Genomic DNA, 11,926 nt, shown 5'->3' with positions numbered 1-11,926 from the left:
ATGTTCACGGTCGCAGACCTGCAAAAGCGCTACATGGTGACCGCGAATACCGTTTTGGGTTGGATCAGAAACGGCGACTTGAAAGCTATCAACGTGGGCCGAACGGCGGCGCGGCAAAAGGCGCGGTGGCGCATCACGCAAGCCGCACTTGAAGCGTTCGAGCAGTCCCGCACCCCTTCGCCACCCCCAGCGCCTTCACCACGCCGTCGGAAGTCACCCGCCGACGTAATCGAGTTTTACAAAGTGGGTTCGCGCTAGTCTTCAAAGTCGGGCTGCACCAGAACTTTGTGGCGACAGTGCTTACACACATTGGCCGCCGCGCTGATTAGCTCATCACAATACGGGCAGTGAACCCGATCGCCGACAACCGGATAGAGCAGAAGGATTAGTAACCCGATCACGCCAAAGAGCAGCCCCAGAATCCCTCCCGCGTCAGCGCCGATAGATCGCACCCGACCCATCTGGCTGCCGATGTAGGCCGGAACCGCGAACCAAGCAATAACCAGCACGAAGATAGCTGCGTAGAGTGGATTTCCAGCAAGAGGTATCGCGATCCCAGAAATAATCGTCAGGAGGATAGAAACTAACACCATCTTTGCAATCTTAGCGCCCTTCGAGTTGTTCGATTTGCGGTCAGCCCGGCCCATCACTACACCCCAGAGCCGGTTTGCGCTGGATGTCGCGCTTTTACCGGCGCATCCACTTTTGGCAACTAAGTTGACAATTTAGGCCATACGGGTGATACTTCCTTCATCCAACTGAACGTCCGTTTAGAAGGCTCGCGACGAATCATGCCCGCCATTGCCTACGCGCTCGAAGCTCCCGCCTGTTTGGTTTTCGATGGCCGAAAAGCCGATGTTGGAGCGACAGTGTATCGCGCCCTTGCCCTACTCGCAAACAAGGGTGGATCTGCGCCCATTACGGAGATTTGCCAAGATGTGTGGAATGTGCCGGAAGTGGCCCGCCGAAGCGTTCACAGTCTCGTTCACCGAGTCAACGAAAAGCTCGACGCGGTAGGCTGTGACCTGCGCTGTGCGGTTGACGGGCCGGAAATGCGGCTCTACTGACTTTCTGTTGAATCATCGGGCTGTGTGGGCGACTGCTCTTGACGAAGCTTGATTTGGTCTGGTTCGTCGGCCGGAGGGTACCCAGACTCGCGAAGGAACTTCCTTACGGCTTTGTCAACGAGTGCTGCGCCTTCGTACCGCTCTGGTGGCGAGAGGCTTTGATTGAATGCGTTCGCGGCTGCGATGAGTTCCGCTGAAGGCCGATACGAAACCGTATTCGGGAACTCATCCTTACTTTTCCTTTTCCCCATAGTGCGCAACATCTTAAACCTCGCCTCATTGGTGTCAACTAGCTGCCAATGGCTTTCCCGGTAACGTACCTTCGGCAGAAACTTAATGAATCTTAAAGATTCTTATTGAATCTCTAAGATTCTCAACGATACTTAAAGCGTCACCGCTTCATTCAGCACGCAACGCATTAATAGGAGCATCCTCAATGGATGAATCTCTCAAGGAATCCGTGCGCAATTTGCTCAAGCGCACTGTTCGCCTGTTGAAACGCATCACGCTCATTCCGGCGGACAAGCCGGGTCAACTAATCCCCGCGCTCGCGCCGGCGGACCTTTGGCGCATGGCGCCCGCGCTCATCGACGATACGCGCAGACTCGCGGAACAGGTCGGCTACATCCCGACCGATCCCGAAGAACTCACGCAGATCGCAGGCATTGCACGCGCGATTGACGAGCAGCACGCGCCTACTTCCAGCGCCGTCGTGTAACTCCGCACTCAAACGCCCGCACCAACCAAACAGGGAACTCAACCAATGGATAAGCCACTCCCAGAACTCGGCGCCGAACCTCGCGAACTGGCGGCAGCGCCGGAACTCATGATCGACCTCGCGCTCTCGCTCGCCCCTCGGCGGCTCTGCGTTGCATCGGCGCTGCTGACACTGCTCGGCGGCTACTCGCGCGACAAGGTGCAAAGCATCTTCGCGGAGATCAAGAAGGTTCAGGCTGAACTCGCGAACCCGAACCGAGAGTTCGGCGACCTCCTCTACTCCGCTCGCGATCTCCTCGCCGCAGTCGCGAAGTTGGAGAACGCGGTGTTCACGCTCGTGATCGCACGCATCAAACACGGGCGCGCGATCGTCCCGCGCACCATGTCGGCCTGATTCAACCAACCAACCCACGAGTGACACGAGGGATTCACCAATGACGACGGCGGTTGCGAGGATCGAAGACAGCGCGTTGACGGGGGATAAGGTCGCGCTCCTCCGGCGCACGCTCTGCCCCGACCTCAATAACGACGAGATGGAACTGTTCGCGGCCGTGTGCAACCGAACGAAGCTCGATCCGTTCGCGAAGCAAATCTACGGCATGAAGCGCAAAGGCAAGCTCACCATCCAGACGGGTATCGACGGCTTCCGCGTGATCGCGGTCCGGACCGGCGAATTGGACGGACAGGAAGGGCCGTTCTGGTGCGGCAAGGATGGCGCCTGGAAGGACGTCTGGGTTGAGCAAGGTCCGCCCGTCGCGGCGAAGGTAATCGTGTGGCGCAAGGGCTGCTCGCGAGCCTTCACGGGTATCGCGAAGTTCGCCGAGTACGCGGAGTATTACAACGGGCAACTCTCCCATATGTGGGGGAAGATGTCGGCGAACCAAATCGCCAAGTGTGCCGAAGCGCTCGCGCTTCGCAAGGCGTTCCCGGCTGACCTCTCCGGACTCTACACGGAAGAGGAGATGGCGCAAGCGGGCGAACCGGATGCGCCCGTGACTCAATCGCAACCCGCGCCCGCGGCGCAGCAGCCGCAACTGCCGGCCGCGAAGACCTCCGCGCCGGCCCCTCAAACCGAGTCGGCCGACGATCGCGTTCGGCGCCAACAGAAGCTCGGCAACCCGCTCAACGATTCCCTAGCGATCAAAGAACTAGGGATGCGGAAGGGCTTCACCCTCGCGCGGATCTACGAGGGGTTGAACACGAAGTTCAAGGCCGCTTACACGCCCACAACCCCGTGGGGCGATGTAAGCAAGACGCACCGCGAGGCGGCCGTGAAGCAACTCGAAGCCATGCCAGACCTCAACAGCGCGATAGACCTCGAAACCCTCGTGAAGCGAGTTGCGACCGCGACGAAGGCGACGCCGGAGCACGTGTTCCTGAAGTACGCAATCGCGGCCGAACTTCACGAGTGCGTCACGGCGCCGGAACACATGACCAAAGACCAACTCGAAAAGGCATGCAACTCGTTCCGGGCGAAGCTCGATTCGCTCGCGGATGTGCCGGACAACGCCGAGTAGTCGTTCCCGAACAACCCGCGGGTGCGTGTACCCGCGGGACATCTTGCACCGCAACAAGAAACAGGATCTTGAATCATGGTCACGAAGAGCGTTCAGTCGACCCTGCTCGATGATGAAATCATGGTCCCCAACGGCGGCGGGACTGTCAAAAAGGTGGACGCATACGACTGGAAGACTATCGACAAGCCCGGCCGATTCACGAACCTGGATAAGCGACTCATCTCGATCGACCACGCCTACCAGCGCGACAGCGTTGTCGAGGCAAGAGTGAATCGGATCGCGGCCGAATTGTCGTGGGTGAAATTCGGAACCATTACCGTCATCCGTAGGCAGGATGGAACCTACTGGTGCATCGACGGTCAACACCGCCTGTTGGCCGCGCTCAAACGGAGCGACATCCCCCGCGTTCCGTGCATGGTGTTCAACGCCTTTAGTCGCGTGCAGGAAGCCGAAGGCTTCCTGGGGATCAACATGGACCGTGGCGCGGTCAAGATGTTCGACAAGTTCAATGGGCTGATGGCTGCCAATGACCCCGTCGCGGTCGCGATGAAAGAGATGGTCGAGGGTAGCGGCTACAAGATCGCAAAAGGTGCCGCGAACAAGACGGTTCAGTGCGTCGGGGCGATCTACTCCGCGGTGGATGCGGACGAGCGCGCGGCCTACGTCGCGTGGAAGCTCTGCGTTGACCTCTACGCCGGACAGCAGCCCCTTGATCGCGTCTTCCTGGGTCTGTTCACACTTGAGCGGGCGTTGAAAAAGCGCGATGCGACCCGCAGCCTCGACGACGTTGACAATCGGAAGATTCTTCTGAAGGCCGGTTCCATCGCAATTGACAAATCCATTCGCGACCTTTCTGCCGGTCTGGGCATCGGCGGGCGCAGGGCATACGGGGCCGGCGTCGCGAAGCTAATCAACGAAAAGCGCCGGTCTGGAAAAGTCCCTTCACTCCTCGCGGGCACCGATCATGAGTGAGACTCGAAACGTGGCCGATATTACCGTCCCGTCCAGCGCACGGGACGGCTTGAACATCCTGCATTTGGTCGGCTCGATCGAGAGGGTTGGCCTACTGCACCCGGTTGTCCTTAACACTCGGAACGAATTGATCGCGGGGCGCCGGCGGTTGGCCGCGGTCAAATCAATGGGGTGGAAGAAAGTTCCCGTTCGGGTGGTCAGGAGCCTGGATGATGCGGCGCTGGCGCTGCTCGCCGAACGCGACGAGAACACCTGCCGAGAGAGACTCACTCACGAGGAGATGATTGAGATCGGCGCTAAGCTCGAAGCCCTCGAAGGTCCGGCGGCTAAGAAACGGCAGGGCTCCCGCACGGATAAACCTTCCGGCAAATTACCGGAAGGTTCCGCCGGTGACACTCGCGATAAGGTGGCCGGGGCGCTCGGGGTCAGCGGGAAGACCTACGAGAAGATGAAACAGGTTGCTGGGGCTGCGCGGAAAGAGCCGGAGAAGTTCGGCGACTTGCCCGCGCTGATGGATACCAAGTCGGTCGATGCCGCACACCGCGCGTTGCGGGAGCGGCAGAAGCCAAATCCGGAGGCCAAAGCCGATGTGGGCGATGCAAGATCTGGAGAACCGAGTTCGGTTGCTGGAGGAACAAAACCAGATCCAGAAAGAGCAACTCGAAGTGCTCCACGAGTCGGTGGAGTTGTTGAAGCTGATCGCGTCGAGGAGCGGCAGCAAGCCGCGCCGCAAGCCGTCGAGCCGCCCGCCCCGCAACGCGATGCTGAACCCGCCCGGCCTGATCCGGCGGTAGCAGATCGGGAGCAAGATCGGCGGCAGTCGATCATTACGGCGGGCAAACTAGTTATGGAAGCGATCAAGTGGGTGAACGCGGCGAGCGAGTGCCGAAAGACCCGAACTTTGGACGTGGTGAATGGGCAACTGAATGCCGCGCTCGCGAACCTGATCGGTGAGGATTCCGGATGCGAGAGTTAGGTATCGACAACCGCTGATCGGCCTGGGGCGTGCGACGATCGCACGTCTCGCCGGGTTCGACTCCCGGCCGGCGGCCTTCCCTTTTCTTCAGTGGATGTCAGCAGCAAGCGCACGGCGTTAGGGAACCGTGCGCACTTGTCGGAGTGGAACTAGTGCCAAGCCGATTGTTGCGCGAAGGGATCTTGGATTCCGCGGCCGTTAATTCGCTCTCGCTCCCGGCAGAGGTCTTCTACCGGCGACTCATGAGCGTTGTTGACGACTTCGGACGATTCGACGGGCGCCCTGCTGTTCTCCGGGGCCGGTTGTACGCTTTGAAACTCGACACGGTACGCGAGGCAGACATTACCCGCTGGATCGCCGAGTGCGAGAAGGTCGGATTGATCTCCCTCTACACGGTCGATTCCAAACCCTACATCCTGTTCGAGAAGCTCGGCACCCCTCGCGCGAAAGAGTCCAAGTTCCCGGGACCGGGGCAGGCGGACAAGGGCGCTAAGGCCGCGCCTCAAATTACATCTGTAAACGCCTGCGAGCAGATGAAAACAGATGTACCGGATTCGTATTCGGGTACGGATTCGTATTCGGGTGCGGATTCGTTCTCTTGCTCGGAGTTGGACAAGCCAACTCGCGAGCCGGACGAACCGCCGGTGATGACGTTCCCGTGTGCCGGTTCCGGTCCGCGGGAATGGTGTCTCACTCAAAGCAAGCTCACCGAATGGTCGAACGCCTTCCCCGGCGTCGATGTGCTCGCGGAGTGCCGTAAGGCGCGCCAGTGGCTCATCGACAACCCGCGCAAGTGCAAGACGCATTCCGGCATGGCTCGCTTCCTCGGCTCTTGGCTCGGACGAGCGCAGGACAGCGGACGGGCCGCGACCTCTCGACAACCCAACCTCTTCAGTCTCGACCACGGGGGGCGGCGAGAGTCTCGCGTTCTCGCGCAAGTGGCCGAAGCGCTGTCACAGCCCCCGGAGTAATTCCCAAATGCCGAGTATCGCACAGAGTCACGCCGTCCACGGGCGGCCGTGGAAGTTCGTCACGTTCATTGCGCACGCGGACGAGATGGGTGAAGCAAAGATCACCACCGAATCGCCACCGATTCCCACGCGGTCGAATCTCGCGCCCGTCGCGAACGTGAAGAAGGCGAACGAAGTGTTCACCCCTGAGCAGTTGCTTCAACGGCTCGACGCTTACGCCGCGCGCGCCGTTCTCGATCTTCCGCTGTTTCACGATGGCCCGCCCGATGTGCCCGTTCTCGTGTATCCGCGGCGCCAGCGGAATGGGGTGCTTAAGCCCGTCGCTCAAACCCTTCAGTGCTTTGCGTGCGACGACGCCGTAGTAGCTCAGTCGGCCGCAGAGAGGGCTGGAAGGTGCGCTCCCTCGCAGGGGACGCGAACGAGTCAGAAGCGTACTGCCCGACCTGTTTTGATCGTTACGGATGGGGGGACGAAGACAATGGGGAGTGAGATTCAAAAGCAAGCGCCGCGGGCGCCGGCCAAAGTCGGAAGCGACTGGCAATCGTTGGCGGGGCGACAGGATTTCAACCCGCTCACGGCGGTTCCGCAGGAGTGTCGGCAGGCTGTCGCAAAGCTCTGGATGTGCAACGAGCATCTGTTTGCCAGTTCGCTTGCAATTTGCGCAACGATACGGGTATACCTCGAAGAACAGAAAGTCACACCAGAAGACATCGAAAGAATCGTCTCGCGGCTACTCAAACCCGACCTGCGCGCCGGGCACAAATTTGCTTCCGACGTCATCGCGGATCTATCGCGAATGGTCGGAGAGGCAGCAAAGCACAACGAATCGCTCGCGCGATTGGAAGCCATGAAACAACCGGTCGTGAACATTGCCGAAACTCTGAAGCTCGGCGACCTGTTCAGGACTGATTGAGAAACGGGGCGGGAGATGGCGAACGCGCGGCTGATGGTGGCGGCTGCGCGACGACTGGCTTGAAAGCGGCCCGGTCGGATCTCTCGCCCCGCGATTCACGCCACCAACTTACCACCGAGGACGACGAACCATGCAGCCCGAACAGCACGAAATCGACCGGCTTCACGACGACGGCAACCCGCACGTTGAGGCGTCAATTACCGTGGCGGCCGAACCGGAACCACAACAGCAGGCAGAGCCGGAGCCGGACTTCAGCGAGTACGACGCCGATACGGTCAAGCTCGTGATGGAAGCCGAACGGGAGGTCGGCACGTGCGAACGCGAGTGGAACACGCTGAAAGCGGATGCGGCCGAAGCCAAGAAGATCCTCGACGCGCGAATCTCCGATCTCCGCAAGCTGATCCGCGACCGCGAAGAGATGCGAGGTAAGCGCCCCGAAGTAACACTCCTCGACTTCATCCCGGCGCCGGAGAAGTGGCGCGAGCTACCGGTTGACTCACTCAACGTGGATAAGGGGATTCTCGCTCACCTGAGCTTCGAGCAGATTCCGAACCTGGGCGTTCTCTGGGATGAGATCACCAGTTTCAATTCGGCGGATGGTGCCCCATACGGCCTCGCGCTCGGCGACGTGGCGACGATCCGAATGGCGATCGCGGATCTTCAGGACGCAGAGAAAGGCGCGAAACCTCAAGTGGACGTGACCGAGAGCCTTTGGCGCGAGTACCCGATTGTTCGCTGGAATCGGTTCGGGATCAGCGCCAAGGACATCGAGAAGCTGGAGGCCGGCGGGGTTAAGCGCGAGTCTCAACCGATGCCGATTCGCACAGTTGGCGACCTCTCGAACTTCTCGACTCCGACCGCGAACGGGTACTCGCGGAAGTACGCGGACATCAAGGGAATCGGCGAGGCGGGCGCGGATCGGATCAGCGAAGCGGAAATGCGATTCTGGTCATGGTGGAACGCGGGCGGCGACAAAGAGTTCGCGCGGGAACGAGGGCTGATCCGTGGGGATGAGACTACCGCCGGAACTGGAAGCGATAGTGCTGGCGTCGTCAGTCCCAGCGAAGCGTTCGGCCCGCAAGGTCTCGCCTCCCCCGGTGATGCGGAGTTCAATCCGCCCGCCTCAGTCGGAAACGAGATCCCGTTCTAAGTACCGCAACTCGAAGTGTGAGGTTGACGGCGTTCAGTTCGATTCGCGCAAGGAAGCGGCGCGGTGGGGCGAACTGAGAACGCGAGAGGCGGCCGGAGCAATAGTCGCGCTCCGGCGCCAAGTCCGAATACCCATCATCGTTAACGGTACGCGGGTCTGTGCATACGTCGCGGACTTCGTGTACATCGCGGGCGGCCGGCGCGTGGTCGAGGATGTGAAATCAGCGTTCACGCGCAAGCTGCCCGTGTATCGGCTCAAAAAGAAACTGCTCGCGGCGCTGGGTGTGGAAATCAACGAGGTGTGACAGTGAACATTCCCGAACCAGACATGAAGGCGGCGTGCGATTGGTCGATGGGGTACGCGCGGAAGCGCGCACGCGGTAGCAGCGAGGTCGAGGAAGTCTTGATCGACGCGGCAACCGACGCGCTCATGTGGGCGCGCACCAACTGCAAGAACGCGACCACGTTCATCGCGCTCGCGAAGTCGGCCGTTCGGCGCTGGTTCGGGCGCGCCTTGCACCGTCACAAATTGAAGAAGAACAATCGGCCCGGCTTTGGTGGACTGCCGGAGCAGGTCGAGGGCCGCCGGGAGAAGCCGACCAAGCCCATGATGATCGAGGAGCTTCCCGACGACATCGCGTTCGTCGTCCGGCTCTACATGGTGGACGCTTACACCTGTCGTGAAATCAGCCTGCTCACCGGTCAGAGCCACGACACGGTAAACCGCAAGTTGCACCGCGCGGCAGAACTGCTTTCCCCCGGACGTCTCAAGCCGTCACGCGGGAACGGGGAAAAGCGCCTGTCCGCGGGGTGGTGAGGGCTTCAGATGGAATCGAAGGTTGAGGAGCGGGTTGCCACCGAACAGCCCGCTTGTTCGCGGTGTCCGGCGTTCATCTGGACAGAAGAGAGCATCAGAACGGGACTGTGCCACGGGTGCTGTTCTCCGGGACCAACAATCCGAATCGGGTCAGAATAGGACGTCGGAGGTGTGAGCGGGAAAGGCTGTTTGCATTATGCCTTCACGCTTCCCTGTCCTGAACACCCGACCCAAATCCGCGACTGTGGACGGCATGCGCCCCAGCGCGGCGAAACGTGGATACGACCGGCGTTGGCAGCGAACGCGGCTGCTGAAGCTGTCGCAACATCCGTTCTGCGAAGACTGCGAAATCATCGGGATTGTGAGCGCGGCGGGAGAGGTCGACCACATCGACGGCAAAGGTCCGCTCGGTGAACGTGGTCACGACCTCACGAACCTGCGCGCGCTCTGCAAGTCCTGTCACTCCAAGAAGACCGCCCGCGAAGACGGCGGGTTGGGCCACAGAAAGGCGACCACATGAGTGCAGTAGCGATGATGCCCCTTCCCCCCGACGACGGTGATAGCGATGGTGGAGTGCGGAACCCTCACCGAGTCGCTCTTAAAGAGGGTGTCCAACTCGCAACCTGTCTCGGCGTCTGGGCAATCTTCCTGTTCCTCGTGTTCTACTTCCTGCTCTGATCTGCTCATCCGCGGCGTGGTGTCGGCGAAAGTGATCGCTGACACCATCTTCCTCATCTGGCTCTTATCCCGGTGGTGAACCAATGGAATCGCGCAACGATCGAGCATCGGCACTGGCGGTGCAAGCGCTCGCAACAGTGGCAGCGGCCGAACGGGAGTTGAAGAACGAGTACGGCTCGAACCGGAAGGCGCGGCGTGCGCTCGCGGCAGCAACACGACGTGACAATCGGCGAATGGTGAAGCTCCGGAGCGAAGCGGCCCGACTCGACGAGAAGATTCGACATTTAGCTAAGTGACATCCGTCAAAGTGTCGGGGCGGGATACCCCTCCGGATTCTCTGAGGTGAGGTCCGGAAGACCCTTCCGCCCTGACGCAAAAACTCGCGCAAGTATCCAGAGGCATGGGAGGGGGGGATCGTGAGTCGTTCGGTCGAAAACCGCGCGTGTGCCCGGTGCGCCCGCCCGATCGTCCGTGTTCCCGCTCGCGGCCCCCTCCCGACCTACTGTTCACACTCGTGCCGTTGAGCTGCGGGGCACAAGCGCGACAGTGACCGGCGCCGGGGTGAGTGTTCCGCGCTCTTGTGCGAGGGGTGCGGGACTGGGTTCAAGGGGGTGAAGCGGAAGAACCGATTCTGTTCGACCGCGTGCGGGCAACGGCTGCGGCGATGTCCGCACGTGTGAACTCAATCGCAAGAAATGAACAGAGCGAGCCAGGGCGCCCTGGCTCGCTCTGTTCATAGTCCAATCCGTTTCTAAGCAATGACGTCAGTCGGGTTCTTCTTGGAGTGCGTTGCTTCTTTCAGCCTCTCCAAATAATGCGTGGGGTCGCGGCGGATCTCATCCATGAACCGGCACGCCATCTTATTGGGCTCACTGAGCCCCTGCTCCCAGTGGCGGACGGTCTTGACTGAAACCCCAAGAAACTTGGCAAAAAGGGGCTGGCTGACGCAAAGGGCTTGGCGCGTCGCCTTAACCTTTTCCGGGGTGTACGACTCGGGGCGCAGATCGAGAACGACTTTTCGGCAGGTGAACTGCTTGCCGAGGTTATTTCCCGCTTTGAGAGCCGAAACAAATTCGGTAAGCCCCTCTACAATTTCATCCGCAATAGTGTGTTTAGTTTTCCCCACGGCACCCCTCCTAATTTCTTTCCGACTCTTCTTCCTTTCGTTCACGCTAGCTCCCCTTAGCGTTCCGCGCCATCATCCGTTTCACACTCTTCCTCCGAACGTGGTCCCGCTCGATACGGCCGGCTCGCCAATTCCTTATGAGCTTCAGCAATGAGCTTGCGAATCGCTTGCTTGGACTTGGGCGGAAGCGTATCCATTTCGTTCTTCGGGTAGATCAAGACCAACAGAACTGTTGCGAACTCCTCGAAGTAGACGTAGCAAACGCGAAAGCCGGCACTCTTTCCCTTCTCATTCCGCCCGCATCGCATTTTACGGAGACCACCTGTCTCCCGGATCACCGGATTCCCCTTCGGGCTGAGCATAATCAGCGCTTGGAGAAAGGACTTGTCACTATCATCAAGCCCCAACTCTTCCCAGCGCCGTGAGAAGTGAGGTAGCTCGATAAAGAGTAAAAGGTCTTCCGGACTGAACCAGTGGGGCGGGTATTTAAGAACCGCCTCCGTTCGTTTCGCGGAACGCTTTTGTGCCATAAGCGGCCCTTCCTGTCCACTCGAACGGTTCCAAGAGTGGCAGGGGAAATGTATACTATCTGTTAGTACCTTTCAAGGTGAAACTTGATCGAATCAAAGCGCTCCGGTTCTGACTCGATCGCCATCTCCGGGATCAAGGCGCGACCGAAAAGACGCTAGAGCGGCCCTGCGGGTTCGGGTTGCCCGAACCCGTCTCCCGGGCACCCGCGCTACTTGGTTCGCGTCTTGGTATTTGTTGACCAAAGTGCGTTCGGTCACTCCTGCCCTATCCATAGCTGCGTTGCTCGATCGCAGGTCGTCGTTCTAACCACCATGTGAAACGAGGGGTTCAACCTCCCCGTTTTTATCGCAAATGGCAAAGCGGTGCATGCCTCCATATCGCACCAGTGCACGTACACGGGCCGATCACCCTTCACCGGCTCCCAGGCGTCCGAAGGCGAGTTCGCACAACAGGCACGCGGGTGTGGGAAGAAGTGCCGCAGAAAAGCGTGGG

Annotated in this window: 17 protein-coding genes; 14 read left to right on the top strand and 3 right to left on the bottom strand. The window is 60.0% G+C overall.

Annotated elements, in window-relative coordinates; translation table 11 throughout:
- A complete protein-coding gene (locus tag VT84_RS03460; RefSeq protein WP_082838523.1) occupies positions 1-258 on the top strand; it encodes a helix-turn-helix domain-containing protein in 258 nt (85 codons plus the stop codon).
- On the opposite strand, the gene VT84_RS03455 is transcribed toward VT84_RS03460, so the two are convergent.
- Entirely contained in the window at positions 255-647 is a 393-nt protein-coding gene (locus VT84_RS03455) for a hypothetical protein (RefSeq protein WP_082838522.1), read from the bottom strand. The two genes, VT84_RS03460 and VT84_RS03455, sit on opposite strands and share 4 nt — an antisense overlap.
- Positions 648-1,503: 856 nt before the next feature.
- Here VT84_RS03455 and VT84_RS03450 point away from each other — a divergent pair.
- From VT84_RS03450 to VT84_RS03395, 13 genes are all read left to right on the top strand, one after another.
- On the top strand, positions 1,504-1,785 hold the full coding sequence (locus tag VT84_RS03450) for a hypothetical protein (RefSeq protein WP_082838521.1): 282 nt from the start codon (positions 1,504-1,506) through the stop codon (positions 1,783-1,785).
- A 45-nt stretch (positions 1,786-1,830) separates the two neighbouring features.
- The gene (locus VT84_RS03445) at positions 1,831-2,178 is read left to right on the top strand and encodes a hypothetical protein (RefSeq protein WP_082838520.1); all 348 of its coding nucleotides are present in this window, start codon (positions 1,831-1,833) and stop codon (positions 2,176-2,178) included.
- Positions 2,179-2,218: 40 nt separating this feature from the next.
- On the top strand, positions 2,219-3,301 hold the full coding sequence (gene bet, locus VT84_RS03440) for a phage recombination protein Bet (protein WP_082838519.1): 1,083 nt from the start codon (positions 2,219-2,221) through the stop codon (positions 3,299-3,301).
- Between the two features lie 75 nt (positions 3,302-3,376).
- Positions 3,377-4,273: a DUF6551 family protein gene (locus VT84_RS03435; protein ID WP_082838518.1), complete on the top strand. Its 897-nt coding sequence runs from the start codon at positions 3,377-3,379 to the stop codon at positions 4,271-4,273.
- Positions 4,274-4,322: 49 nt separating this feature from the next.
- On the top strand, positions 4,323-5,249 hold the full coding sequence (locus VT84_RS03430; RefSeq protein WP_162271574.1) for a ParB N-terminal domain-containing protein: 927 nt from the start codon (positions 4,323-4,325) through the stop codon (positions 5,247-5,249).
- Positions 5,250-5,401: 152 nt separating this feature from the next.
- Positions 5,402-6,220: a hypothetical protein gene (locus tag VT84_RS39925; protein WP_204249710.1), complete on the top strand. Its 819-nt coding sequence runs from the start codon at positions 5,402-5,404 to the stop codon at positions 6,218-6,220.
- A 157-nt stretch (positions 6,221-6,377) separates the two neighbouring features.
- Entirely contained in the window at positions 6,378-7,133 is a 756-nt protein-coding gene (locus VT84_RS03420; RefSeq protein WP_157469156.1) for a hypothetical protein, read from the top strand.
- A 130-nt stretch (positions 7,134-7,263) separates the two neighbouring features.
- Positions 7,264-8,283 carry a hypothetical protein gene (locus tag VT84_RS03415; RefSeq protein WP_082838514.1) on the top strand — a complete coding sequence of 340 codons (1,020 nt, stop codon included), beginning with the start codon at positions 7,264-7,266 and terminating at the stop codon, positions 8,281-8,283.
- Complete coding sequence (locus tag VT84_RS03410; protein WP_082838513.1) at positions 8,234-8,587, top strand: DUF1064 domain-containing protein; 354 nt, start codon at positions 8,234-8,236, stop codon at positions 8,585-8,587. The genes VT84_RS03415 and VT84_RS03410 overlap by 50 nt, the downstream gene beginning before the upstream one ends.
- 2 nt (positions 8,588-8,589) lie before the next feature.
- Positions 8,590-9,099: a sigma-70 family RNA polymerase sigma factor gene (locus VT84_RS03405; protein WP_082838512.1), complete on the top strand. Its 510-nt coding sequence runs from the start codon at positions 8,590-8,592 to the stop codon at positions 9,097-9,099.
- Between the two features lie 253 nt (positions 9,100-9,352).
- Positions 9,353-9,619, top strand: coding sequence for an HNH endonuclease (locus VT84_RS03400; RefSeq protein ID WP_239465897.1), 267 nt, complete (start codon positions 9,353-9,355; stop codon positions 9,617-9,619).
- Positions 9,616-9,777 carry a hypothetical protein gene (locus VT84_RS38045; protein ID WP_157469155.1) on the top strand — a complete coding sequence of 54 codons (162 nt, stop codon included), beginning with the start codon at positions 9,616-9,618 and terminating at the stop codon, positions 9,775-9,777. The genes VT84_RS03400 and VT84_RS38045 overlap by 4 nt, the downstream gene beginning before the upstream one ends.
- Positions 9,778-9,860: 83 nt before the next feature.
- A complete protein-coding gene (locus tag VT84_RS03395) occupies positions 9,861-10,073 on the top strand; it encodes a hypothetical protein (protein WP_082838510.1) in 213 nt (70 codons plus the stop codon).
- A 455-nt stretch (positions 10,074-10,528) separates the two neighbouring features.
- On the opposite strand, the gene VT84_RS03390 is transcribed toward VT84_RS03395, so the two are convergent.
- Both VT84_RS03390 and VT84_RS03385 read right to left on the bottom strand, forming a co-directional pair.
- Entirely contained in the window at positions 10,529-10,903 is a 375-nt protein-coding gene (locus VT84_RS03390) for a helix-turn-helix domain-containing protein (RefSeq protein WP_082838509.1), read from the bottom strand.
- Between the two features lie 56 nt (positions 10,904-10,959).
- Positions 10,960-11,433 (bottom strand): hypothetical protein, encoded by a 474-nt coding sequence (locus VT84_RS03385; RefSeq protein ID WP_082838508.1) that lies wholly within the window; start codon positions 11,431-11,433, stop codon positions 10,960-10,962.
- Positions 11,434-11,926 lie beyond the last annotated feature (493 nt).

It is taken from the genome of Gemmata sp. SH-PL17 (genome assembly GCF_001610855.1).
GTDB lineage: Bacteria > Planctomycetota > Planctomycetia > Gemmatales > Gemmataceae > Gemmata > Gemmata massiliana.
The sequence above is the reverse complement of the archived record's forward strand: the minus strand, read 5'-3'. Positions and strand labels throughout refer to the sequence as shown.